Source organism: Cupriavidus phytohabitans (assembly GCF_000426345.1).
Classification (GTDB): Bacteria; Pseudomonadota; Gammaproteobacteria; order Burkholderiales; family Burkholderiaceae; genus Cupriavidus.
In genome coordinates, this window is record NZ_AUFE01000049.1 from 1 (window position 1) to 24646 (window position 24646).

At 64.1% G+C, this 24646-nt stretch carries 19 protein-coding genes; 15 read left to right on the plus strand and 4 right to left on the minus strand.

What is annotated here, in order from left to right:
* Positions 1-474 precede the first annotated feature (474 nt).
* Positions 475-780, plus strand: coding sequence for a hypothetical protein (locus tag K309_RS0125870; RefSeq protein ID WP_029049094.1), 306 nt, complete (start codon positions 475-477; stop codon positions 778-780).
* 253 nt (positions 781-1033) lie between these two features.
* Here K309_RS0125870 and K309_RS0125875 read toward each other — a convergent pair whose 3' ends face one another.
* Positions 1034-2434, minus strand: coding sequence for a replication initiation protein (locus K309_RS0125875; RefSeq protein ID WP_029049095.1), 1401 nt, complete (start codon positions 2432-2434; stop codon positions 1034-1036).
* Between the two features lie 1100 nt (positions 2435-3534).
* On the opposite strand from K309_RS0125875, the gene K309_RS0125880 reads away from it, so the two are divergent.
* Together K309_RS0125880 and K309_RS0125885 are read left to right on the plus strand one after the other, a co-directional pair.
* The gene (locus tag K309_RS0125880; RefSeq protein WP_029049096.1) at positions 3535-4746 is read left to right on the plus strand and encodes a ParA family protein; all 1212 of its coding nucleotides are present in this window, start codon (positions 3535-3537) and stop codon (positions 4744-4746) included.
* Entirely contained in the window at positions 4743-5714 is a 972-nt protein-coding gene (locus K309_RS0125885) for a ParB/RepB/Spo0J family partition protein (RefSeq protein WP_029049097.1), read from the plus strand. The genes K309_RS0125880 and K309_RS0125885 overlap by 4 nt, the downstream gene beginning before the upstream one ends.
* A gap of 1845 nt (positions 5715-7559) precedes the next feature.
* On the opposite strand, the gene K309_RS0125890 is transcribed toward K309_RS0125885, so the two are convergent.
* Positions 7560-9410, minus strand: a complete 1851-nt coding sequence (locus K309_RS0125890; protein ID WP_029049098.1) for a site-specific integrase — start codon at positions 9408-9410, stop codon at positions 7560-7562.
* Positions 9411-10163: 753 nt separating this feature from the next.
* A complete protein-coding gene (locus tag K309_RS0125900) occupies positions 10164-10994 on the minus strand; it encodes a FadR/GntR family transcriptional regulator (protein ID WP_029049099.1) in 831 nt (276 codons plus the stop codon).
* A gap of 433 nt (positions 10995-11427) precedes the next feature.
* Between K309_RS0125900 and K309_RS0125905 the strand changes: the two genes are divergently transcribed.
* The 7 genes from K309_RS0125905 (at position 11428) to K309_RS0125935 (ending at position 18917) form a co-directional block, all read left to right on the plus strand.
* Entirely contained in the window at positions 11428-12630 is a 1203-nt protein-coding gene (locus K309_RS0125905) for an ABC transporter substrate-binding protein (protein ID WP_029049100.1), read from the plus strand.
* 114 nt (positions 12631-12744) lie between these two features.
* A complete protein-coding gene (locus K309_RS0125910; protein ID WP_029049101.1) occupies positions 12745-13602 on the plus strand; it encodes a branched-chain amino acid ABC transporter permease in 858 nt (285 codons plus the stop codon).
* Entirely contained in the window at positions 13602-14597 is a 996-nt protein-coding gene (locus tag K309_RS0125915) for a branched-chain amino acid ABC transporter permease (protein ID WP_029049102.1), read from the plus strand. The genes K309_RS0125910 and K309_RS0125915 overlap by 1 nt, the downstream gene beginning before the upstream one ends.
* On the plus strand, positions 14594-15364 hold the full coding sequence (locus tag K309_RS0125920) for an ABC transporter ATP-binding protein (RefSeq protein ID WP_029049103.1): 771 nt from the start codon (positions 14594-14596) through the stop codon (positions 15362-15364). The genes K309_RS0125915 and K309_RS0125920 overlap by 4 nt, the downstream gene beginning before the upstream one ends.
* Positions 15361-16065 (plus strand): ABC transporter ATP-binding protein, encoded by a 705-nt coding sequence (locus K309_RS0125925; protein WP_029049104.1) that lies wholly within the window; start codon positions 15361-15363, stop codon positions 16063-16065. The genes K309_RS0125920 and K309_RS0125925 overlap by 4 nt, the downstream gene beginning before the upstream one ends.
* A gap of 49 nt (positions 16066-16114) precedes the next feature.
* A complete protein-coding gene (locus K309_RS0125930; RefSeq protein ID WP_232232489.1) occupies positions 16115-17410 on the plus strand; it encodes a Zn-dependent hydrolase in 1296 nt (431 codons plus the stop codon).
* 19 nt (positions 17411-17429) lie between these two features.
* Positions 17430-18917, plus strand: coding sequence for a M81 family metallopeptidase (locus K309_RS0125935; protein ID WP_029049106.1), 1488 nt, complete (start codon positions 17430-17432; stop codon positions 18915-18917).
* A 93-nt stretch (positions 18918-19010) separates the two neighbouring features.
* Here K309_RS0125935 and K309_RS0125940 read toward each other — a convergent pair whose 3' ends face one another.
* Positions 19011-20636, minus strand: a complete 1626-nt coding sequence (locus K309_RS0125940; protein ID WP_029049107.1) for a sigma-54-dependent Fis family transcriptional regulator — start codon at positions 20634-20636, stop codon at positions 19011-19013.
* A 340-nt stretch (positions 20637-20976) separates the two neighbouring features.
* Here K309_RS0125940 and K309_RS0125945 point away from each other — a divergent pair, with 340 nt between their 5' ends.
* The 5 genes from K309_RS0125945 (at position 20977) to K309_RS0125965 (ending at position 24639) form a co-directional block, all read left to right on the plus strand.
* On the plus strand, positions 20977-21231 hold the full coding sequence (locus K309_RS0125945) for a phenol hydroxylase subunit (protein ID WP_051320605.1): 255 nt from the start codon (positions 20977-20979) through the stop codon (positions 21229-21231).
* 47 nt (positions 21232-21278) lie between these two features.
* Positions 21279-22301 carry a ferritin family protein gene (locus K309_RS0125950; protein ID WP_029049109.1) on the plus strand — a complete coding sequence of 341 codons (1023 nt, stop codon included), beginning with the start codon at positions 21279-21281 and terminating at the stop codon, positions 22299-22301.
* Between the two features lie 16 nt (positions 22302-22317).
* A complete protein-coding gene (locus K309_RS0125955) occupies positions 22318-22590 on the plus strand; it encodes an MmoB/DmpM family protein (RefSeq protein ID WP_011297864.1) in 273 nt (90 codons plus the stop codon).
* Positions 22591-22651: 61 nt separating this feature from the next.
* On the plus strand, positions 22652-24253 hold the full coding sequence (locus K309_RS37460) for an aromatic/alkene/methane monooxygenase hydroxylase/oxygenase subunit alpha (protein ID WP_035878401.1): 1602 nt from the start codon (positions 22652-22654) through the stop codon (positions 24251-24253).
* 23 nt (positions 24254-24276) lie between these two features.
* Positions 24277-24639: a phenol hydroxylase subunit P4 gene (locus K309_RS0125965; RefSeq protein WP_029049110.1), complete on the plus strand. Its 363-nt coding sequence runs from the start codon at positions 24277-24279 to the stop codon at positions 24637-24639.
* Positions 24640-24646 lie beyond the last annotated feature (7 nt).

Consider the following 24646-nt stretch of genomic DNA (forward strand, 5'->3'; position numbering starts at 1 on the left):
CATGTGTAAGGCATGCCGCCAGCGTTCAATCTGAGCCAGGATCAAACTCTTCAGTTCAATCTCTGTGTGACCCTCGCGGGTCTCGCTCTTTCGAGCGGTCGCTCACTCTCAGAAAACTGACTGACCAGATCCGAAGACCCAGTCACGTTTTGCTGTGCGAGCACTGTATAACTTGTAAGCTAAGAGACCGAAGTCTTTCGCATCCGTTAATCAAGCGCCCACACTTATCGGTGTTTGTTTGTTAAAGAACTTTCGCGATTCGCTTTGCTTGTCGCGTCGCTGTTTTGTCAGCAGCGAAGAAACGAGATCTTAAAGAAATTTCCTCGATCAATCAATCATTTTCGAAAAAATCTTTATTCTGGCGAGTAACGCCTTGCAGGCCTTTTCCCCTCCACGTTGCGCGGTGCCTTGCGAACGGGGGGCGAATACTAATGCCTCAACGGCGAACTTGCAAGTCTTTTTGGAAGGGGAATTTTGGAGAGCCTCTTTTATCACTTGTTGCCCGCCGAGACGCCATGGCTACCAGAGGAAGCGTCAGACAGCATGAGCGATGGAATTCACGTTACACCTGAGGTCGGCGAGGCGTTTGAGCAGGCGGCGAATGGACTTTTGGGCATGATGGCGGTCGAAGTAACCGGGGCCAAGGTCGGCATACTCAACGCATCCCGGCGCACGTGGTCGGCGGCGGTGAGCATGGAGGCGGCCACGGCGAGGAAGGCCTTCTTGGCGCCGCGGTGGGCCTTGATGCGCAGGAACTGGCGCGCGGACAGCTGGTTTTGACGCGTACGGCCGCCCAGTCTGCCGTTACCGCCCACCACCGGCGCCCTCCCGCTCGCGCGGCCGGTGCAGTTCTGCCAGCAGCTCTCGCGCCAGCGCCGCCTCCGCCTCGGCGCGCTCGGCCCGGCGCTGGGCCGCCGCCAGTTCCGTCTCACCGCGTCCCGGTCGCCGGCGGCCTGGCGCTGCGCCACTGTGAAGATTGACGGGCAATTCCGTTGCACGTGCCGGCGTGCATACGCGAACTATGCGACCCAGGTCACTGCGTTACCTGGGACTTGATTCGGCCAAACACAAACTGTCCCAGGTACCAGGACAGATCAGGCGTTGTCAGAATGATTTCCTCGGTGATGGACGGCGCCTCCAGCTTCATCCGCCGCAGCACGAGCTTGCCTTCCCTCGACGCAAGCCAGGCCCGAACATGCTCGCGGCGGGCTTTGGCATCAGACGCCGTGAAATGCTCTCGCCCTTGGCGAGATTCATCATTCATGCGCGCGCGCGTTTCGTCCTCTCGCGAAGCGACGCTACGCTCCACGGACGTCTTTACGGCTGCCTTGAGGGCTTCCTGCTCAGTTTCCTCCGTCAGTAGCTTGGTCTGAACCTGAACCATGGTCCGTTCAGCTTCGGACATGCGCCAGTTGTCGCGCAACGCCTTCATCAGATAGCCGGACGGACTCTTCTTCACCTGGCCGCGATTGAGCTTGAAGCGCGTGTACTCGATGGCTTGCAGAATACGGTCATCATTCCATGTTTCGCGGTTCTCAGAGATCTCGGTGAACTGGCGTGTCGACAGGTTGAACTCGTCTTTCAGGATCTTGTAGATTTGGCTCGCATCAGACAGGCTCGCCATCACTGCGTCCGCCGTGTCCTTGCGCTGCAGCTGGAAGCGGATCCGGTCCACCTTCTTCGACGAGGTCGATTCCGTCCTGGTTTCGTAGGACAGTTCGATGTCCGAGATCTCATTAATTTCCCGGACTGCCGGCTCGAGCCAGTCGCGCTTGAAGTATTTGAAGATGCTGGCGTTCGCGCCCATCTTGCCGGGCCAGGTCCGCATCTCGTCAAGCTTGATCCAGTCAGTGCGCCCTGCCGGCACGCTGGGTAATACCTTGTCGTAGATGGCGCGTGCCAGGCTACGAGTAAACGCGGTCGAGATACGCAGGCTCAGCCAGTGCGACTTGCGTGGGTCCCGAATATGTGGGATCAGGCTGTGGTGCACATCGAAGCGGATACGTCCACGGTGCATCGCCACCATGCCGATCAACTGGACTTGTACCCAGATGTCATCCTCGGCCGGCTCACGGTCCGAGGGCGTGTTGGTAACGCGGATTTTCGCGTTCTGGGCTTCATCGGCGATAGTGCGCAGATGCTTCAGGTTGCGGCTGTCGTACCGCATGAGCCATTTAAAGTAATTCAGCTCAACATCATACTGATCGGGGACTTCCGGCTCTTGGGCGACGATGAAGTAGGCGGCATCGAGGAACCGCCGCGCCGCCAGTCCCATGTTCACGATTTCCGTGAAGAAGTTATTGCGCTGATAGCCGATTTCGCGGTTCGCCTCGTTGATGGACATGCCGAGGTCGAACATGTCTTCGAACAATGCGAGCGCCATTTGCCGAGGCGTGGTCCTCGCTTTGATCTCCACCGGATTCTCGGCCGCCATACTTTTGGTTCCCCTCTTTTGGGCTGGGGTGACTCTAGCACGTGATGGTGAGGTTCTCAACACAATGAACCTCACCATAGAGGCCCGGTAGGAGGGTTCTGACCTTGCCCCTACGGTGCCCGCACAACGAACCTCACCCTACGCACAATGGACCTCACCATGGGGCAAGGCGAATAGGGGCTACCGTGGCGTCCCACCAATGCCCGGCGGGGATATCCACAGGCCGCGCACAACGTACCTCACCTTTGTTGGCTCGGCACAAGAACTCTCACCTTAAGAAACAATGGGTCTCACCTTGGTCGCACAACAAACCGCACGGTTGTGGCACAACACACCTCACCTTTGGCACACTGCACCTCACCTTGTCGACATTAAGTGTTTGATCTGAAACGCTTTTGGTTTCCGCCGTTTGTTTGTCGGTGGGTTTACTTCAAAAAAAACCGAACAAACCGGCCGGAAGCGGAAGCACGCTTACTCGCATCGCACACGACGCTGACCGCTCGCCCAATGCTTCGCCATCGCGGCCCCTGCTCGCAATTTCTCATGGGATAGCATCGTCGGATGGTGAGGTTTTTTGTGCTGCGCTAAAGGTGAGGTTGCTTGTGCAAGTCGCCTCTGACGGTTTCCGGGCAAGGTGAGGTTCATTGTGCGGTGCGGAGGAGTGCCCGCGTACAGCGCGCACAATGAACCTCACCTTTACCGTTTCCGCGCCATTCGTGCCTGAGCCATCGGGTACCAGGCGGATATTGGCGGACTCCCACGCCGCGAAGCCCACCAGGATCGCGTGGAAGGTGAGTCAGTTGTGCAGAATCCGAGAAATAGGCTTCCGGCATCCAGGTAATCCGCGGCCTGGCTGCTGGCTTGCGCCGGGCATGGTGAGGTCATTTGTGCTCGGTTGTCGCGCCGGCATGCGCAGAGGCTGCCTGTGGGAAACCTGCCGTATCTGGTTGTGCAGGGCTAGGCGCCCCTAATTTGCTTAAAATTTGAGCAAAACGAACGCTTTTTTAGAGAAGTTAGCTTCAAAAACAACAGTTTATGAGGCATTACTCAAGCGTTTCCTGTATTCTGAGCTTTCCAGAATTTTGTGGAAAAACCTCAGAATGGTGAAAACGAGCCAACTTCCTGCAGTCGACCGAACTGTCCCGCTTGAGCAGATATCCCAGTTCGCGGAAAAGGTCACCATTTTTACGGATGAACTTCGCGAAACGATTCTAGCGCCGCGCCCGAGAAAAACGGCGCCGGTATTCAAGACCGGGGAGATTGCTGAGATGTGCAACATCTCACATTCCCAGGTGCAATACCTGGCCACCAAGGGCGATGGGGAATTGCCGCCAGGCACCGCGGCGGGAACCGGACGCACCCGCACCTTCACCCTGGAGGAGGCTCGCACGTGGGTGCAGAAAGTCTCGGATATTTATCAGACACCGCTAGTCACCGGTACGCGCGAGCCCGAGGGGAAAATCATCATTACGGCGCAGCTAAAGGGCGGGTCGGCCAAGACTACGACAACGATGTGCCTCGCCCAGGGGCTGACGCTACGCGGCAGGAAAGTGCTGGTGGTGGACCTGGATCCACAGGCGTCGCTGTCCGAACTATGTGGGCTGTACGCCGAGAAAGACGTCTCGCCGGAAGACTCCGTGTTGCCGTATATCTACGATCAGCAGATTGAAGGCGGCTTGCTTGGCCAAGTGCAATCGACGTACTGGGACGGCCTGGATCTGATTCCCGCGCACACCGAATTGATCGGCGCGGAGTTCCATTTACCTGCCATGCAGAAGGTCAAGCCGGGCTTCCGCTTCTGGACCGTCCTCAGGGAGGGACTGGAGCCGTTACGGAAGCACTACGACTACATCCTCATGGACACGTCGCCGTCGCTTTCCTACATGAACCTGAATGCCCTGCTGGCGGCAGACGCGATGGTTATGCCGATGGTCCCGGAGAACCTGGACTTCATTAGCTCCCTGTCGTTCTGGCGTCTGTTCTCGGATGTCTCCAAGAGCTTCATCAAATACGAAGCGGACAAGAAGTACGACTTTGTGTCGTTGCTGTTGTCGCGGGTCGATTATGGGCGTACGTCCTCCGCACCGATTGTTCGGGCGTGGGCGCAGAGCGCCTATGAAAGCTGGCTGCATTCAATCGAGGTGCCCGCCAGTTCTGTGATGAGCACGGGGGCCTTGGCGTTCTCAACCGTATTCGACGTGAGTAGTACCCATAGCGCAGCAAAATCGCTGCAGCGGGTGCGCCAGCCGATTGTGGACTATTGCCGATGGTTGGATGAAATCTACGCAGAAAAATGGAGGAGCGCGCAATGAGCAATATGCGAGAACAGCTGTTGGCGAAGACGGCTGGTATCCGGAAAACATCGGCAATTCAGCAGGACGAGATCAAGCGTAACGACCGTACGCAGACCGCACCTGGCCTGGCTGGGGCTCTGGCCGTGGCACAGATGCGTGTGAAGGAGCTGGAGGCCGCCGGGGTTGCATCGCAACTGGCTGTCGCTGACATCATGCCGAACCCTTGGCAGCCTCGGCGCGTCTTCAACGATTCCAAACTCTCGGACCTTGCTGAGTCCATCCGCGAGGTTGGGTTGATGCAACCCATCGTGGTGCGCCGCGCCGAAGCGGGCTATCAGATCGTGGCAGGTGAGCGCCGGTGGCGCGCCCACAAGATGCTGGGTGCCGATACCATCAAAGCGGTGGTCGCTGATCCGTCTGACGCCGATATGGCGGTGCTGGCCCTCGTAGAGAACGTCAGCCGTGACGATCTCTCTGACTATGAGATTGCGCTTTCTATTCGTCAGACCGAGAAGGAATTCCCATCCCGCTCACGACTGGCCGAGGCCCTCGGGCTGTCCAGGAGCGGCCTCTACAGATTCCTGAGCTTCGCACAACTTCCCGACTATGTGATCCGGGATCTGGACCTTCAGCCTACCCTGCTTGGCGGGACGGCCGCCGAAGCGATCGTCATGACGATCCGCAAGTATGGTGAGGCGGGCGATGCAGCGGCGAAGGAAATCTGGCCGCTGGTGGCGTCTGGCACGATGGACCAGGGTAAAGTGGCCGGTGCAATCAAAGCGCTGGCAACCCGTCGAATTGATGCCCCCAATTCAGCGAGCGAGCGAAGTATCGACAAGTTCTTTGCCGGCAAGGAGCACGCCGGCTCGATTACCAAGGATGCCAATGGCTTCACGGTTAAGATCAAGTTCGGTGCACTGACCGAGGCGCTTGAGACCCAGATCCGCCAGCTGATCAGTGAGACGTTCCACCACCAGCCGAAATAATCTGGCGCGACGCGACAAAAAGGCCCGCCACATGGCGGGCTTTTTGTTTGGCCGCTTGTGCGGCAACTGTCCCGACTTGGGACACTCTGATCCTGCTACAACTAGGGTCGTGGCCCGGCTCTGCCTTCGGCGGGCGATTCCATGCAGGCCAAAGCTGTCCCGACTCGGGACACTTATATGCGGGGGACCGCTGAATCGGGTGTCCTGCCGCGCAGGGACTGCCCCAAGTCGGTACAAGCCAAGGACCAAGACTCGCGCTCCGCGTCCTGTGGCGGTGCTGCCTCGGGTTGGACTGATTGCGCGTTCTGGCCAACGGCGTTGGCTGCGTGGGCAGTGTCCTGTCAGACGGTAAGGTGACACTCCATGGAACAGGCAAGAAACTGTCCCGACTTGGGACACTGGCATCAGCCGCGCTGCCGGCAGCTATATGACAGTGCGACTTGGTGCCTTAGGTAGGCCGAAGCGCGGCCGACGCTCCCCGGGACTCGTGAATTGCGTTGGCTAACCTATGTCGTGCCGCAACCAGGTGTCCCCTGACGCTAAACACACCGATATCGAAGGTTGCCGAAACGGGCGGTCTTCGAAGGGACTGTCCCAACTCGGGACATCAGGTTCGTGTCTCTGCGAGCCTATCCACGGCGCGATCCCGCGCGGTTGCTGCGATGTGCCCGCGTGGAACAAGGACATACCGGCGACGCTTGTCCCAACTTGGGACAGGCGTCGTACGGTGGCGGCTGGGAAGTTCGCGCTTTGGCGCGCGGGCCGTTGCTGTAGCCGTACTGTCGTTGCCTGCAGCGGCGTGGCGCCAGATGGTCGGGATGGATTCCGCAGCTTGGGATAGGCACCAATAGGAGACCATGTCTGCCCCGGTGAAGCGTGCGACGGCCTATCGGCCGATGAACCCTCAGCTGCTATCACTGCGACCACAACCACCGATGCTTCGAGCGAGCCTTGCCCTCGACATGACCAACGACCGGGCGAGGGGCAGGCCAGCGTCGCACTTGCACCTTAGCGACCGGTGGCCCGCGCAGCAACCACGCCTGTCCCGACTTGGGACACTTATTGAGGAAGAGATTTCGACCGTGGCTGTTCCATCCTTACCCCTGGAGAGATTCCGACGCTTGGGCCGTCCGCGTTTGCGGCAGCCGAGGCAACAGGGATCAGGCGGCCTTGTGCCGAGAATGGGCTGAAGTGCGAGGTCGCGGGATCCGGCAATCGATGCCACCTTCTGAACTACATGTGAGACGCCGCGGCGCGCGAGAGCAGCTGTCCCAATTTGGGACGTGGGTCGGCTTAGCCGCATCCAACTCCCTGCCCAGAGCGCGGGCCCTCGATGTCCCACGGGCCAGGCGATGGTACTGGCAATCTGAGGTCGGCTTCGCACAATCCACCGCCGCCGCCTGCAGGCCGATGTCGTGCCGCAGCAGGGGGGCCGATACGCGGTGTACCGCCGCCGTCCCGGGCCGCGCTGTCCCAAGTCGGGACACTTCGGCGCGGAATCTCTGACAGCGGGTCGCCTCCAGGGCGCAACCTTCGCCTGTGGCAATGATGTGCTGGCGTTGTCCGGATCGGGAGGCGGCGACTGTCCCGAGTCGGGACAGTCGCCGCCTCCGCTCGGCTAACCAGGGCGGTGCGCCTGCCGCTAATTCCCAGCCGATGCTCCGCAGCGGGGCACTGATGAGGAATGCTGGGCTTGGCGCGGCCCTCCTAGAAGAAGCCCCAGCTGGCCGTGCCCGCACAGACGACTGAGGCGCTACGCCGCAGCCACCAACGATCGCAGGCAAGCCTACTGGCGGACACGGCAGCGGCCTCGGCACCAATCGGAAGGGTTCCTCCGGAGGCGCCCTAACTGGGGAAGAGCTTCGACACCGCGGCGAGGCCGCGTGCCCGTTCGGCGCGGACATACATAGAGGTCGTTTGCAGCGAGGCGTGCCCCAATAGCCGCTGGAGGACGTCAGCAGGCATATCGTTTGCCACTGCATGGGTGGCAAACGTATGCCGCAGCGCATGGGGCGCGGCCTGGCGCAGCAGGTCACGCTCTGCCGCGGCCAGAGGGAGCGTGGCGTCGTCGGCGATACGCAGCAGCGTCGTCGTCAGCAGTTGATACAGCCCATCCGGTGAGAATCCCTTGCCATTCAGCACGGGCGCGCCGCCCTCCAGGCTAAGGTGCTTTGCCCGGGCCGTACGCGTCAAAGGCACCACCACCGGCGAGAGAAGCGCCAACGGTTGGTCGGGACTCTCGAAATCGTGGCCGCGGTCGGCCCAGTGCGTGCGCAACGCGTCGATGACTCGCGCTGGAAGAAACACGGTGCGCCACTTGTTGCGCTTACCGAGCAGGGCCAGTTCCCAAAGGCCCGCGGGTATGCCGGCCTGTTCCGGGACCGGCTGGAGATGGCATCGCAGCGCGCGGGCCGCCTCCTCGCGGCGCGCGCCACTGCACCCCAACAGCAACACGGCTGCGCGCGCCAGACGGTATTGGGCACCTGGTGCATCGGCGTCTTTCGCGGCCAGGGGAGCTGCCTGCGGCGGCGAGGACCATTTCGCGCAGAGCCGGTCGAGGATGCCTTCGGGCCGTATGAGTGCCTCCCACAACTGGCCAGGCAGGGCCTTCTCGACTGCGATCGGCACTTCCCGGCGCGCCGTCACCGGGTCCTGAACCAGCAGCCAGGGGTTGCCGCCCAAGTACCGCACGCTCACCAGCCAGGCAAAGAAGCCTCGCAGCACCAGCACCGCGTAGCGCTGGGATTCCGGTTTGAGGGCGCCGGCAAACGGGCGCCAGCGGGCCGAGGTGCGTGGCGCCTTGGGGCCAATCCAGGCTGGATCTGGCTGCGCCAGGAAATCCTTGTAGTGCTCGCAATCGTCGGCGCCCACGCTGGACAACGCGGTGCGGCGCACGCCCACGCACCAGAGCAGGAAGCGCTCCAACTCCTTCTGGTAGGCGCGCGCGGTTTTGTCCCGATCACGGAACCGGTACAGGTAGGCCTGGATCGCCTCCAAATCATGACGCGCAGCAATCAGGCAGAAGCCCGGCGCCCGGTTACGGCCCTGGCTGCCGTCGAGCGCCGGCACGATCCGTTGTATCTGCTCCAGTGGCACCAGGTTGCGCGCGAGATCGGCGCCCAGGTCGACCGATCCCGATTGGGGCGTGTCGTCGGCGATGACGAGCGGGCCCAGCGTGGCCGCATGGGCCTGCAGCCAGCGCTCGATCGCACGGGCTTTGCCGGCACCCAGCCTCGGCACGGGCAAATACCAGCGCCTGCCTCGCAGCGCGATATAGGCATGCAACTGGGCGACAGTCAGGATGTGCTCGTGCCGCAGCGCCTGGAATACGATGGGACGCAGCCATGCCGACACCGGATCATCAGGCTTCGGCTGGGAGAAATCCTGGTCGGCGGCACGCACCAAATAGTCGATGGCGGTCTTGGGCCAGCGATTGAAACGGCGGGCGTCTGCCAGGCTCTCTGAAAGATACGGATTGCTGAGGCAAACGCGCTCGACCAGATGGTCGCGCATGGCGTCGAGCCTGGCTTCCAGCTGCGCCGATGTCTCGATGCCGGCGGCGAGCAAAGCGTCTTCGTCATAGACGCGCACCAGGATGTCCGCGGTCGGGATGCGATTGAGCCGAAAGCGTAGTGCCGTGAAGTCGGCCCGGGTATAACGCGGGGTGTCGGCAGCGACGTGGTTGTGTTGAGCCATAACAAATGCTTGAGGCTGTGGTCGGTGGTTACTTCTTACCTGATAACGTTTAAGACAAGCACGGCAGTGGCAGGCATAGCCGCGTGAAGGTGAGGGCAAGGCCGCCCGGCAAGGCTGGAAATCGCCGCATTTTCCCGCTAGACTTCTCGTGTCCGGCGCTGATACTCCTCCTGATACGCGGCCTGGACGCCCCTTCTTCTCCGCCGCCAGCGCCGTTCCCGGCACCTCTCCAAGCGATACGAAACTCCAAGTGAAGTGTGCGAAACCCCATATAGTACGGAAAAAATCAAACCTGATAATAGCAGTTATCAGGTAATAGGATCGAGCTTTTGAGGACATCGCGCGGTGCGCGCTGCCTTGCCAGGCCGGGCGATGGGCCTCCACGTCTCGCCGACACCAATAACAGGCTCGACGAGGCAGGCAGCGTGACGGTGCCTTGCACTCCACCACGGGCGCAGTGGGCCTGTCGCGAGCTCGCAGGCGTCCGGCGCATGCCACGCTTGTGCAAGCGTCAACAAATGAGCTGGTCGCCGAACGATGTCTATATGCTCGCTCAGGTGCGTTGTGCCGTGATCAACGGTGACCTCGTCGAGAGACTCGCTAGGTATGAGCCACCCACGGAACCCAGGTCAAGGGAAGTAGTTGAGTTCTTGGAGCAACTCGGGCTCTCGGAGTTTGAACCCCAAGGTTTCTAACGCTCCCGCGAAGCGGTGGCACTGTTGCGTCGGGATACGTCCGGCGCGGCCACCGGCTTCATCCAAGCTCGTCGTCTGCCGGCAGCATCCGGCCGCGCCGGGGCATTTCGGAGTCGAGCACCAGGCGGCCATGGACCCTTCCGTTCATGCGCGTGACGTAATGCGTGCACTCTTCCATATGGGCCGACATCAGTGCGCGTACCCTCTCGGCGTCGCGCTGGCGTGCCGCCTCGACAATGCGCTTGTGGAACTTGACGTTGGCCGCGCCGAATTTCTCGTGCTCGCAGGCAGGGGTGTCGTTGCCGAACACCACCAGCTGGCGGATCATCTCGTTGATCAGCTCGCACGAGAACCGCAGCATCGGGTTCGGATTTGCGGCGGCCAGGATGTCGTGGAAGGTCAGGTCTTCCTGGCGCTGGTCCAGCAGCGGCGTCGCTGCCGCGGCAGATGCCGGGTCGCACAGGTCGATGGTGCGCTCCAGCGCCTTGAAATCGTCCTCGGTCAGGTGCGGCACCGCGCCGGCGGCGAGTTCGGGCTCCAGCAGGCGGCGCACGGTATAGATGTCGGCAATGCCGACGTCCTTGAAGAACAGGTAGTTCTGCATTAGCTGGAAGGTGCGATCCAGCGGGACTTCCACAATCGTGCCTCCACCCGTCGGCCCGGTGCTGACCCGGATCAGGCCCTGCACTTCCAGCGACTTGAGTGCCTCGCGGATCGTGCTCTTGCTGACCGAGAACATCTGCTGCAGCTTGACCTCGTGCGGCAGCTTGTCGCCCGGGCGCAGGTTGCGCTGGGTAATCAGCCGCTTGAGTTCTTCCGCCACCAGGTCCGCGCGCTTTTGCTTGCGGATCTCGATGGCTCCGGTCTTGCCCTCCCGAAACATCGCCATTGCTCTTTCCTTGTCATGCGCCGCAAGCCATGCCGGCTTGGGCGCTTGCATTCTAACCACGCGTGGTGGCGTCTTGCGCGCGCCGCCGGATTGCCCCCTGTCTGTGCATGCTGCCTGGTTGGCTGGCATGCCTGCACCGTTTCCGCAGCCTGCCTGTCGTGGAATCGAAGGGGTGATCGGACTCTCTGGCCACCCTGCGCGGAGGGTGCGTAAACCCTGACTTTCCCTTTGTTGACAACGATTCTGACCGACTCCTAAGATGATTCTATTCTATTTATACGTATAAATAGAATAAACAGGTTCGATTCTTGCTCGGTCACTGTTGGCGCCGGGCGAAAGTCACCAGTCGGGGAGACGGTGTCGCGCCAGGGACATGGCGTTGTCCAGACTTTCGCCCCGTGCAGCCCAATCCCCACATACCGAGGAGTGAGCCTTGAACCGTCGTGACCTGCTGAAACTGGCGGCGCTGTCTGCCGTTCCCACCTCCCTGATCCATGGCCGTAGCGCCTTTGCCGCCGGCGAGGCCCTGGAATTCGGCTGCCCCGTGCCCATGTCGGGCGCCTTCGCCGCCAACGGAAAGTTTGCCGACCTGGGCATGCGGCTCGCTCTTGACCAGTACGGCCAGGTGCTGGGCCGGCCGCTGCGCTACAGCGTGCTCGACACCGAAGGCAAGCCTGCCACCGCGGTGCGCAAGGTGCAGGAACTGGCGCAGCAGAAGGCGGCGCGCTATTTCGCGGGTGGCATCCTGTCGTCCGAGTCGCTGGCCATGGGCAAGGAGGCCGAAAAATTCGGCGGCGTGTTCGTTACCACTGCCGGGGCCGACGAGATCACCGGCAAGGACTGCAACCGCGCCACCTTCCGCTGGTCGGTGCCGACCTTCGGCGCGATCGAGCGCACCGTGCGGCCGCTGATCGAATCGATGCCCAAGGCCAGGCGCTGGTACACCATCACGCCGCAATATGTGTTTGGCGAGGGGCTGCTGTCGGCGGCGAAGGCAATCTTCAAGGAGAAGGGCATCGAGCACGTCGGCAACAGCTACCACGCCCTGACCGAGAAGGAATTCAGCGGCTACCTGACCAATGCGCTGGCCGCCAAGCCGGATGTGCTGCTGATCCTGAACTTCGGCTCGCAGTCCGCCGACACGCTGCGCCAGGCCGTCAGCTTCGGCATGAAGAAGAACACCACCATCCTGCTGGCCTGGGCGTCGGGGCTGGAGCAGTTCGAGTCGCTCGGCGCCGATCTGTGCGAGGGCGTCTATTTCGGCGCGCAGTACTGGCACGGCGTGGATACGCCGCTGAACCGCGAACTGGTCAAGCGCACCCACGACAAGTTCAAGGCCAACCCCAACTACAGCCTGGCTGGTTCGTACATCTGCACCAAGATCATGGTGGACGGCATGATCAAGGCCGGCAGCGCGGATCCGAAGGCCGTGGTGGCGGCGCTCGAAGGCATGAAGTACGAGGGCCTGACCGGGCCGGAGGAAATCCGCGCCGCCGACCACCAGGTCCTGAAGAACTACTACCTGCTCAAGGGCAAGGCCAAGTCCCGCATGAAGGACAAGGACGACTACGCCGAGGTGGTCAGCATTGGCAAGGCCTTCCTGCCGGTCGAGCAGACCCAGTGCAAGATGGCCTGATGCCCTGACACTGCGCGGAGCCGCCGCCCCGGCAGACTACACACTGAAGCACACCGAAGCACCATGCCGCGCGCGCACCGCGCGGCGTGGCGGCTTCCTACATCCGTACGACTCATGAACGTCTATCTGTTACAGGTGATCAACGGCGTCGGAATCGGCATGCTCTACTTCCTGCTGGCGGTAGGGCTGTCGATCGTGTTCGGCCTGTTGCGCTTCGTCAATTTCGCGCATGGCGCCTTCTATGCGCTGGGTGCCTACCTCTGCTTCCAGGCGCTGCAGATCGGAATGAACTTCTGGATGGCGCTGGTGGTTGCGCCGATCGTGATCGGCGCGCTTGCCTGGTTGACCGAAAAGGTCATGCTGCGCCATGTCTACGCGCAGCCGCACGAATTCCACATCCTGGTCACGGTTGGCCTGGCGCTGGCCATCCAGGAACTCATCATCGTCGGCTGGGGGCCGCTCGGCGTCGACGTACCGCCGCCGGATGCGCTGCAGGGCGTGGTGATGTGGGGCGACTTCGTCTATCCCAAGTACCGCCTGTTCGTGATCGGCTTCACCGGCTTGCTGGCCATCGGCCTGTGGTGGCTGCTGGAAGGTACGCGCCTGGGCAGCGCGGTGCGCGCGGGAAGCGAATCCACCGAGATGGTGTCGCTGCTCGGCATCAACGTGTTCCGCCTGTTCAGCCTGATGTTCGCGCTGGGCGCCGCTACTGCGGCGATCGCCGGCGTGCTGGCCGCGCCGATCCGCGGCGCCGAGCCGTTCATGGGCGTCGAGGCGCTTGGTGTGGCATTCATCGTGGTCGTGGTGGGGGGCATGGGCAGCTTCACCGGGGCGCTGGTGGGTGGCTTGCTGGTCGGCGTGGTGCAGAGCCTGATGAGCACGCTGTGGCCGGAAGGCGCGCGGCTGATGATCTATGTCGCCATGGCCGCGGTGCTGCTGCTGCGTCCGCATGGCTTGCTGGGGAGGGGATGATGGCTACGGAAAAACAAGGGTTCTTGCGCTACCGCTTCTGGTGGCTGGCACTTGCCGTCACGCTGCTGCTGCCGCTGACCATGCGCTCCGGCACGCTTGCCACGGAAGTGCTGATTTACGCGATGGCCGCCATGGCGTGCAACCTGCTGCTCGGCTACACCGGACTGCTTTCGTTCGGCCAGGGGATCTTCTTCGGCCTGGGCAGCTATGCGGTGGGGCTGGCGCTGACCCGCGCAAGCCTGCCGATGCCGCTCGCGCTGCTGCTGGCGATCGCCATCGGCGCGGCGGCGGCGGCGCTGGTGGGCTGGTTTGCGATCCGCCAGCGCGGCACCTACTTCGTGATGCTGACGCTGGCGTTTTCGCAGATGTTCTACTTCCTGGCGTACACGGCGCCCGGCATCACCGGCGGCGACAACGGCCTGCTGGACATCCCGCGTCCGCCGCTGTCTGTGGCGGGCCATGCGCTGGTATCGCTGGCATCGCCGTGGCAGTTCTATGGCTTTGTCGCGGTGCTGTTCCTGGCGGTGTTCTTTGTGGCGCTGCGCGTGACCGAGTCCGTGCTCGGCCGCACGCTGCTGGCGATCCGCGACAACGAAGAGCGTGCATTGGCTGTCGGCTACAACGTCAAGACGTTCAAGCTGCTGGCGTTCATGGTCTCCGGCGCGGTCACCGGGCTGGCCGGCGCGCTGCATGCCATGCTGACCGGCATCGCGCCGCTGACCAATATCGACTACCACGCCAGCGAAATGATCCTGGTGATGACAGTGATCGGCGGCACCAGCAATATCTTCGCCTCGGTGCTGGGCGCCGCCTTCTATGTACTGCTGGCGGACTGGCTGTCCACGCTGTGGCCGCGCTGGCTGATGCTGCTCGGCTTCCTGCTGATCGCCGTCAGCCTGTTCATGCAACGCGGGCTGTGGGGGCTGGGTGCCACCGTATGGGATCGTCTGCGCGGCGTGCGCCGCGCGCCCGTCACGCAGGAGGAACGCGCATGACCACCACCCCAATCCTTGAAGCCACCGGCATCATCAAGCAGTACGGCAAGTTCATGGCGCTGGGCGGGGTCGACCTGCGCGTGATGCCGGGCACGATCCATTCGGTGATCGGCCCCAACGGCGCCGGCAAGACCACGCTGTTCCACATGCTGACCGGCACCAAGGAAGTCAGCGCCGGCCGGATCGTCTTCGACGGCAAGGACGTCACGGCTGAAGCCGACTACCAGCGGGTCCAGCGCGGCATCGCGCGTTCGTTCCAGGTCACCAGCCTGTTCCCGAGCCTGCCGGTGCGCGAGAACCTGCGCCTCGCAGCGCTCGGCACCTCGCCGCGCAAGGCCATGCACGGATGGCGCTTGCCGGCTGGCGAGCTTGACTGCGGCGAGATCGTCGACCGGGTGCTTGAACGGCTGGAACTGACGCGCGTTGCCGACAGCGCAGCGGGCGTGCTGTCGCACGGCCAGCAGCGGCGCCTGGAGGTCGGCATGGCGCTGGCCGCGCGGCCGCGCGCGATCTTCCTGGACGAGCCGACCTCGGGCATGGGCGTCGACGACCTAGGCGCGATGAAGCGGCTGATCCGCGGGCTGGCCCAGGACCACACGGTCGTGCTGATCGAACACAACATGGACATCGTCATGGATATCTCGGACACCGTCACGGTGATGCAGCAAGGCAAGGTGCTGATGGAAGGGCCGCCCGCGGTCGTGCGCGGCGACCCGCGCGTGCGCGCCGCCTATCTCGGCAACATGATTACCGGAGGCAAGGAATGATGCTCGACGTACAAGAGATACATGGCTACTACGGCAAGAGCCATGTGCTGCAAGGCGTGTCGCTGGCGGTCGGCGAAGGCGAACTGGTGACGCTGCTGGGGCGCAACGGCGCCGGCAAGTCGACCACGCTCAAGGCGATCGCCGGCGTCGTGCAGCCCAAGGGCGGGCACGTCATCTTTCGCGGCAGGGACGTTGCCGGCATGGCGGCACACCGGATTGCCGCCGATGGCCTGTGCCTGGTGCCCGAGCACCGCGGCATCTTCAAGCTGCTGACGGTCGAGGAGAACCTCAAGCTGGCCGCGCGCCGCGATTCGCCGTGGCAACTGCAGGACATCTACCGCATCTTCCCGCGCTTGCGCGAGCGGCGCGGCAACGGCGGCGCGCAGCTGTCCGGCGGCGAACAGCAGATGCTCGCCATCGGTCGCGCCATGCTGAACCATCCGCGCCTGCTGATGCTTGACGAGCCGGTCGAAGGGCTGGCCCCGGTGATCGTGGAAGAAATCGTAGCGCAGCTCAAGGTCATCAAGGCGGCCGGCGTGCCGATCCTGCTGGTGGAGCAGAACCTCGAGGTCTGCACGCAGCTGGCCGACCGCCACGTGATCATCGAGCAGGGCAGGGTGGTCTACACCGGCAGCAACGACGCGTTCCGTGCCGATGAGGCGGTCAAGGACCGCTATCTCGGCGTCGGCCTGGCGGCCTGAACCTGGATCATGCAGGCCGCAATGCCGGCCGACCGATACGAGGAATGACATGACGACTTTGCAAGCTGCCCACGCGGCAGTGGCAGCGGCAGCGGCGACCGCCGGCGCGCGCGCCGGCCTGCGCATCGACGGCGAGCGCCTGTGGGACACCCTGATGCGCCTGGCCGCAATCGGCGCCACGCCCAAAGGGGGCGTATGCCGGCTGGCGCTGACCGACCTGGACCGCCAGGGGCGCGATTTCTTCGTCGCCGAGGCCAAGGCGGCCGGATGCTCGATCCGCGTCGATGCCATCGGCAACATCTTTGCGCGGCGCGCCGGGCGCGACGACGCCTTGCCGCCGGTGATAACCGGCAGCCACATTGACACCCAGCCGACCGGCGGCAAGTTTGACGGCAACTATGGCGTGTTCGCCGGCATCGAAGTGCTGCGCACGCTCGCCGATGCCGGCATCGTCACCGATGCCCCGCTCGAGGTCGCGGTCTGGACCAACGAGGAAGGTTCGCGCTTCGTCCCCGTGATGATGGGCTCAGGCGCGTTCATCGGCGAGTTTGCGCTGGCAGACGTGCTGCAGCAGCGCGACCGCGATGGCATCTGCGTCGGGCAGGCACTGCAGGCCATCGGCTATGCCGGACAGGAGCCGGTCGGGGCGCGCCCGGTCGGCGCCTACTTTGAAGCGCATATCGAGCAGGGCCCGGTGCTGGAGGCCAACGACACGACCATCGGCGTGGTTACCGGCGCGCTCGGCCAGCGCTGGTACGACGTGGTGCTGACCGGAATGGAAGCGCATGCGGGCCCCACGCCGATGGCGCTGCGCAAGGATGCGCTGCTGGCGGCGTCAGAGCTGGTCGCCATCGTCAACCGCATCGCGCTGGAGCATCCCCCGCACGGCCGTGGCACGGTGGGGTGCCTGGGCGTGCATCCCGATTCGCGCAACGTCATCCCCGGCAAGGTCACGATGACGGTGGATCTGCGCGCGGGCGACGACAAGGTGCTGTCCGCGATGGACGCGGCACTGCACGAGCAGGTTGCAGCATTGGCGGCGCGCAGCGGCATCGCCATCGATCTGCAGCAGGTCGTGTACTTCCCGCCGCAGCCGTTCGATGCTCGGCTGGTCGAGGCGGTACGGGGCGGCGCGCGCCGGCTCGGCCATTCCGCCATGGACGTGATCAGCGGTGCCGGCCATGACGCGGTCTACCTGGCCCGCGTCGCCCCCGCCGCGATGATCTTCGTGCCGTGCAAGGACGGCATCAGCCACAACGAAATCGAAGACGCACGGCCCGAGCACCTTGAAGCCGGCTGCAACGTGCTGCTGCACGCCATGCTCGATGCCGCCACGCGGCCATGACATCCGAACGGACTGCCCAATGAAGATCCTCATTGCCCGACTCAATCACGAGACCAATACCTTTTCACCGGTGCCGACGCCGCTGGCTTCGTTCGCGCCGGCCTATGGCGACGCCGCCTGTCGCGCCGCCAAGGGCACCCGCACCGCCGCCGCCGCCTTCATCGACCTGGCCGAGGCCGCCGGCGCCGAGATCGTGGTGCCGGTGATCGCTGGCGCCAACCCGAGCGGACGCGTCGCCGCCGACGCCTACACGCACCTGTGCGACACCATCATCGCGGCGGCCCACGGCTGCGATGCGGTGATGCTCGACCTGCATGGCGCGATGGTGGCTGAAAACAGCGACGACGGCGAAGGCGACCTGCTGCGGCGCCTGCGCGAAGTGCTGCCGCATGCGCCGGTCGCGGTCGCCCTCGACCTGCACGGGAACATCACGCAGACGCTCGTCGACCATGCCGATATCGCGGTCAGCTTCAAGACCTACCCGCACGTCGACATGTATGAAACCGGCGCGCATGCCGGCCGGCTGCTGCTTGACATGGTTGCCGGCCGCGTGCGCCCGGTGATGGCGTGGCGGCGCCCGCCGCTGATCACGCACACCTTGCGCAGCCGCACCGACGAAGGCGCCATGCTGCGCGCCGTGGCGCTGGCGCGCGACGCCGAGCGGGATGGCATGCTGGCGGTGTCGGTGCTGGCCGGCTTCGGACTGGCCGATATCGCCGCGCCATGCCTGAGCGTGATCGTGGTTGGCGACGGCGACCAGGCCAAGGCCGACGAGGTCGCCAGCCGGATCGCGGCGCAGGCGTGGGCCGAGCGCGATGCCTTTGCCTACCAGGCAGAGCCGCTCGCCAGTTCCATCCGGCGCGCCGCGCAGCTTGCCGGCGCCGACAGTGCTGACGCGAGACCGGTACTGTTGCTCGACCATGGCGACAATTGCATGTCCGGCGGGACCTGCGACAACATGGCGGTGCTGCACGAGGCCCTGGCGCAAGGACTGACCGGCATCGCGGTCGGGCCCGTGTGCGACCCCGAAGCGGTGGCAGCGCTGGTGGACGCCGGCGTCGGGGCCAGTATCACGCTGCCGGTCGGCGACAAGGTGCCGCTGCCGCAGCTGGATGTCTATCCGCAAGCGAAGCCGCTGACCGGCAAGGTTGCCGCGATCAGCGACGGTGAGTACATCATCACAGGGCCGACCTACACCGGGCAGCGCATCCGCATGGGGCGCACCGCCTTGCTCGATATCGGCGCGGCGCAGGTGGTGGTGACCGAGACCCCCCAAGAGCACTGGGACATGGGGATCTTCACCCATATCGGCATCGATCCGCATCGGGCGAAGTTCCTGCTACTGAAGTCGCGAATGTACTGTCGCCCGGTGTTCGTCCCGATCGCCAAGGCGTTGGTCGAGTGCGACGGGGAAGGCGTCACCAGCTCGCGCTACGAGCGCTTCCCGTTCCGGCAGGTCAGCAGGCCGGTCTATCCGCTCGACGACACCGCTGCCTGGGCTGGCTAAGGCAGCACTAAGCCAGCGCGCACATCAGTTCATAGCCAATGGTGCCGGCGGCGGCAGACCCGCTTCAGCGTCGCCGACGGCAGCGAAAACCCCTTATTTCTTCAACCGATACGCCAACTGAGGCCGCGTAATCCCCAGCATCCGCGCCGCCGATGACAAATTGCCGCGCGTGGTGTCGATCGCCAGCTTCATCAGCGCGGTCTCGATCTGCGGCAGCGACACCTGCTGGTCCAGCAGCTTCTGCAGCAGGGCGTCGGCATCCTCGGGCGGTTCGGCAGAGCCCGCCTGCTGGCTGGCAAACAGGTGGGATGTATCGATGAGCCCCACGGCGGGCGCAAGCAGCACGCCGCGCTCGATCATGTTCTCCAGTTCACGGATATTGCCGGGCCACTGGTATTGCATCAGTGCATCACGCGCCCGCTGGCTCAGGCCGCGCACCTGCTTCTGGTAGCGCGCGTTGAAGCGCTGGATGAACGTCTGCGCGAGTTCGGGAATGTCGTCGCGGCGCTCGCGCAGCGCGGGGATGGCGACGGGATAGGTGCTGATGCGGTAGAACAGGTCCGCGCGGAACTGCCCCTGGCGGATCGCCTGCGCCAGGTTGACGTTGGTGGCCGCGATCAGGCGCACATCGATCTTGCGTGCCTCGACGCCGCCCAGGCGCTCGACTTCGGCGTTCTGCAGCACGCGCAGCAGCTTGACCTGCGCTGACAGCGGCAGGTCGCCGATCTCGTCGAGGAACAGCGTGCCGCCGTGCGCGCGCTCGAAGCGGCCGGGGCGCGATTGCTGGGCGCCGGTATACGCGCCTTTCTCCACGCCGAACAGTTCCGACTCGATCAGTTCGTGCGGGATCGCCGCGCAGTTCACGGCGATGAAGGGCTGCTCGCTGCGCGGGCCGTGGTCATGCAGCCAGCGCGCAAACATCTCCTTGCCGGCGCCGGTTTCGCCGGTCAGCAGCACCGTGATATGGCTGTCGGCAGCTGCCGACAGCAGGCCGAAGGCTTCGCGGAACGCAGGGGACTGGCCGATCAGGTTGCCCTGGTTGGCGCCGCACAGCGTCTCGCGCAGCGTGCTCACTTCCTGTTGCAGGGACAGCAGGTCGCTGATGACGGAATCGGGCTCGAAGTACTTCAGGTAGTCGGGATCGTCCCATTCCTCGGCCGGCTTGCCGACGATGCGGCACAGCGCGTCGAGCCGGCGTTGGCATTCGGTTTCCTTGTAGATGACCAGGCGGTCCATGAAGGTGCTGCTGTAGCCCGACGCATAGCCCAGTTGAACCCAGCAGCCGCCTTCCTCGCGGCTCAGCGCTTCGTTGAAGGGCGCTTCGCCTTCCCATGAATCCTGCCAGAGGAATTCGCCGTAGAAGTGGCCGGTGTCGCGGTCGATCTCCAGGCGCACGGGGTCGACCCGCGTCACGCCTTCGAGCATATGCAGCTGCGGACCGAGCAGGAAGGCGTCATTGGGCGAATGCTCGAGTTCGTCCTTGCGTTCGCGCTTGACCATCTCGGCATCGCGCATGCCCTGCGCGTAGCCCATGCGGATCAGGAGGCCCTTGCCGCGCTCCAGGCCCAGCGTGTCCAGGATTTCCTTGCGCAGGTAGCTGAGCGCCTCGGTGTGCATCAGCACCATGCGGGAATCCCCGAGCCGTATCTGCGCGGCCTTGGGGTCGATCGTCAGCAGCGAAGCCAGGTCGAACGGCGGCTGCTTGGGGGGCGCGGTCATCTCCATCCTCCAGGATTGCCTGCGGGCGCGAATCGATCCGGAGGGGAGCGTTCCTGCCTCGTTTTCCGTAGCCTATCACGCCGGTTCGGGGGCCACGCAAGTCCATGATCGGGGTTTGCGGCGGCATGGTGCGGCGCAGTAACGGCCGATTTGATCATTTGGTGAAAACCGGCTTTTTCACCTCATCAAATCGTCAACCGACCGCGACGCGCATACCCCGCGCGCTTTTCCGCCAAGCCTTGCGGCGTATGGGTTCACGGCCCGTGGCACGGCCTTCGCTATATGTCTCCCACCAAAAACAGCGCGCACCAGCCGGTGTGCACCGCAACAGGAGCGAGACATGACCACGCCCATCGTCCATCCCGCCTCGCCAGGCCCCCGCCGGTCGCAGCCCTACGTCCGGGTGACGTCGCGCGGCCAGCAGTGGGTCGAGTTCGAGTTCTCGCTCGGCGACCCGGCTCTCTATGTGGAGCTGGTCATGCGCCCCGAGCAGTTCAGCGCGTTCTGCGCGGCGCAGTGCGCCATTACGGTTTCACACCAGCTCGGACGCGCGCTCGAACGCGAACGCGACAAATGGAGCGAGACCGTGGCCTGAGCCACGGCAGCACCGAATAGCCACCAGGGAGACAGGAGCAACCCACCATGCAAATCGATATCCGTACCGACAGCGTCAGCCCGATCCGGCAGACCTTCGCCAACCTGGCTCGGCGCCTCGGGGCCGACAAGCCCGCCACGCGCTACCAGGAGGCGATGTACGACCTGCAGCCGGAAACCAGCTTCCACTACCGCCCGCTGTGGCAGCCGCAGTACGAGCTCTACGACGCGCGCCGCACGCGGGTGGTGATGCAGGACTGGTACGCGCTGAAGGACCCGCGCCAGTTCTACTACGGCAGCTACGTCAACGCCCGCGCACGCCAGCAGGAGGCGATGGAGAAGAACCTGGAGTTCGTGGAAAAGCGCGGCCTGCTGGCATCGCTGCCCGAACCGCTGCGCGAGCTGCTGACGCTGGGCGTGGTGCCGCTGCGTCATCTCGAATGGGCGGCCAACATGAACAACGCTGCCATCACCGCCTATGGCTTCGGCTCCGCCATCACCGAAGCAGCCATGTTCCACACCATGGACCGCCTCGGCATCGCGCAATACCTGACCCGCATCGGCCTGCTGGTGGGCGACAAGGCGGCCGTCGATGCCGCCAAGGCGGCGTGGATGGAAGACCTGGCGTGGCAGCCGCTGCGCCATGCGGTGGAAGACCTGCTGGTGCGCGAAGACTGGTTCGAGCTGCATGTGGCGCAGAACCTGGTGCTGGACGGGCTGCTGTACCCGCTCATCTACCAGCGGCTCGATGCGCGCCTGTCGGCCGAAAGCCCGGCGTTCTCGCTGGTCACCGACTTCATGAACGCCTGGTACGCCGAGACCGCGCGCTGGGTCGACGCGACCGTCAAGACCGCGGCGCAGGAATCTGCCGAGAACGCCGGCGTGATTGCCGGCTATGCCTTCGCCTGGCTCGACCGTTTCCAGCATGCGCTGGTGCCGCTCGCGCGCCGCCTGTTCGCCGGCGAGGCCGAAGCCGCGCTGGACGAGTCATCAGCCGCGCTGACGAAGCGGCTGGCAGGACTGGGTCTGGCCCGTGCCACTGACGACACGCCGGCCAGGGCCGCTGCCTGACCCCGAGGAGACCGCTATGACCGCACAGATCGTATTCATCGCCTTGCAGGCCAACGAGGAGATGCGTCCCGTCATCGACGCCATCGAGGCCGACAACCCGCACGCCACCGTCAACCGCTATCCGGCCATGGTCAAGATCGACGCGCCCGGGCGGCTGGAGATCAACCGCGCCAGCGTGGAAGAACGCATGGGACGGGCGTGGGACGTGCAGGAGCTGCAGCTCGGCCTGATCTCGCTGGCCGGCAATATCGACGAAACCGAAGACCAGTTCGTGCTGGCCTGGCACTGAGCCGGGGATCGAACCGCAAATCGAACCGCAAATCGAACCGCAAATACCAGGAGACAAGGACATGACCACCGCCACCGCCATCGCCTCCGCCGCGCGGCAGGCCGCCAGGCCCAAGCTGTCGCTGAAGGAAAAGTACGCCGTGCTGACACGCGACCTGGGCTGGGAGACCACCTACCAGCCGATGGATGCCGTGTTCCCGCACGACAAGTTCGAAGGCATCGTGATCCATGACTGGGACGGCTGGGAAGACCCGTTCCGCCTGACCATGGACGCGTACTGGAAATTCCAGTCCGAGAAGGAACGCAAGCTGTACGCGATCATCGATGCATTCCAGCAGAACAACGGCCAGCTCAACGTCACCGACGCGCGCTACGTCAACGCGCTGAAGCTGTTCCTGACCGGCGTGTCGCCGCTGGAATATGCCGCGCACCGCGGCTTCGCGATGGCCGGCCGCACGCTGCGCGGCGTGGGCGCGCGGGTTGCGTGCCAGATGCAGTCGGTCGACGAGTTGCGCCACTGCCAGACCCAGATCCACACCATCAGCCACTACAACAAGTACTTCAACGGCTTTGCCGACTGGCGCCACCTGCACGACCGGCTGTGGTACCTGTCGGTGCCCAAGTCGTACTTCGAGGACGCCATGACGGCGGGGCCGTTCGAGTTCATCACGGCGATCTCGTTCTCGTTTGAATACGTGCTGACCAACCTGCTGTTCATGCCGTTCATGTCGGGTGCGGCCTACAACGGCGACATGGCCACCGTGACCTTCGGCTTCTCGGCGCAGTCGGACGAGTCGCGCCATATGACGCTCGGGCTGGAAGTGGTCAAGTTCATGCTGGAGCAGGACCCGGCCAACCGACCGATCATCCAGAAGTGGATCGACAAGTGGTTCTGGCGTGGCTACCGGCTGCTGACGCTGGTGGCGATGATGATGGACTACATGCTGCCCAAGCGCGTGATGAGCTGGAAGGAAGCGTGGGAGATCTACTTCGAGCAGAACGGCGGCGCGCTGTTCGCCGACCTGGCGCGCTACGGCATCCGCATGCCCAAGTACCACGAGCAGGCCGCGAAGGAGAAGGACCACCTGTCGCACATCGCCTGGTCGATCTTCTACAACTTCAACCACGCCGCTGCTATCCACACCTGGGTGCCGGAACCGTCGGAAATGACCTGGCTGGCCGAGAAGTATCCCGACAGCTTCGACCAGCACTATCGCCCGCGCTTCGACTACTGGAAGCAGCAGCAGGAGGCAGGGCAGCGCTGGTACAACCCGGGCCTGCCGATGCTGTGCCAGGTGTGCCAGATTCCGATGGCCTTCACCGAGCCGGACGATCCCACGCAGATCTGCTACCGCGAGGCCGAGCACGACGGTGACCACTACCACTTCTGCTCCGACGGTTGCCGCGACATCTTCCTCGGCGAGCCCGAGAAGTACGTGCAGGCGTGGCTGCCGGTGCACCAGATCTTCCAGGGCAACTGCGGCGGCGCCACGCTGCCCGAGGTGCTGGACTGGTACCACCTGCGCCCGGAAGACCGCGGCGACTACGCCGATTCGCAGGACCGCGCCAACTGGCAGCGCTGGACCGGCGCCGCGGGTGCTGACGGCACGCAGGCGCCGCGGCAGGGCGGCGGCGCCTCGTGCTGCGACCACAAACACGACTGAAAAAAGAGACACCGGAGACCACCATGCCAGTCATCGCACTGAAGCCGGGCTACGCGGGCGAGACCCGCGACCGCGTCGAGAACTTCCACGGCAACCAGCTGGTGTATTTCGGCTGGGACCAGCACCTGCTGTTCTGCAGCCCCTTCACGCTGCCACTGCCGCCCGACATGCCGTTCGGCGCCATGGTCAGCGACGTCATCGCGCCGCTGCTGGCGGCCCACCCCGAAGGCGCCGCCATCGACTGGACGCAGGTGCAGTGGCTGCGCGGCGGCGAGCCCTTCGCGCCGGACGCGGACGCCAGCCTGGCCGCCAACGGACTCGGGCACAAGTCGGTGCTGCGCCTGCGCACGCCGGGCCTTGCCGGCATTGCCGGCTCCTGCAACTGACGCTGCC

Coding starts and splice junctions, on each gene's coding strand:
- K309_RS0125885 (WP_029049097.1), top strand. CDS start 4,743: ATGAGCAATATGCGAGAACAGCTGTTGGCGAAGACGGCTGGTATCCGG.
- K309_RS0125930 (WP_232232489.1), top strand. CDS start 16,115: ATGACGACTTTGCAAGCTGCCCACGCGGCAGTGGCAGCGGCAGCGGCG.
- K309_RS0125945 (WP_051320605.1), top strand. CDS start 20,977: ATGACCACGCCCATCGTCCATCCCGCCTCGCCAGGCCCCCGCCGGTCG.
- K309_RS0125890 (WP_029049098.1), bottom strand. CDS start 9,410: ATGGCTCAACACAACCACGTCGCTGCCGACACCCCGCGTTATACCCGG.
- K309_RS0125950 (WP_029049109.1), top strand. CDS start 21,279: ATGCAAATCGATATCCGTACCGACAGCGTCAGCCCGATCCGGCAGACC.
- K309_RS0125880 (WP_029049096.1), top strand. CDS start 3,535: ATGGTGAAAACGAGCCAACTTCCTGCAGTCGACCGAACTGTCCCGCTT.
- K309_RS37460 (WP_035878401.1), top strand. CDS start 22,652: ATGACCACCGCCACCGCCATCGCCTCCGCCGCGCGGCAGGCCGCCAGG.
- K309_RS0125915 (WP_029049102.1), top strand. CDS start 13,602: ATGGCTACGGAAAAACAAGGGTTCTTGCGCTACCGCTTCTGGTGGCTG.
- K309_RS0125910 (WP_029049101.1), top strand. CDS start 12,745: ATGAACGTCTATCTGTTACAGGTGATCAACGGCGTCGGAATCGGCATG.
- K309_RS0125920 (WP_029049103.1), top strand. CDS start 14,594: ATGACCACCACCCCAATCCTTGAAGCCACCGGCATCATCAAGCAGTAC.
- K309_RS0125925 (WP_029049104.1), top strand. CDS start 15,361: ATGATGCTCGACGTACAAGAGATACATGGCTACTACGGCAAGAGCCAT.
- K309_RS0125900 (WP_029049099.1), bottom strand. CDS start 10,994: ATGGCGATGTTTCGGGAGGGCAAGACCGGAGCCATCGAGATCCGCAAG.
- K309_RS0125935 (WP_029049106.1), top strand. CDS start 17,430: ATGAAGATCCTCATTGCCCGACTCAATCACGAGACCAATACCTTTTCA.
- K309_RS0125940 (WP_029049107.1), bottom strand. CDS start 20,636: ATGACCGCGCCCCCCAAGCAGCCGCCGTTCGACCTGGCTTCGCTGCTG.
- K309_RS0125875 (WP_029049095.1), bottom strand. CDS start 2,434: ATGGCGGCCGAGAATCCGGTGGAGATCAAAGCGAGGACCACGCCTCGG.
- K309_RS0125965 (WP_029049110.1), top strand. CDS start 24,277: ATGCCAGTCATCGCACTGAAGCCGGGCTACGCGGGCGAGACCCGCGAC.
- K309_RS0125955 (WP_011297864.1), top strand. CDS start 22,318: ATGACCGCACAGATCGTATTCATCGCCTTGCAGGCCAACGAGGAGATG.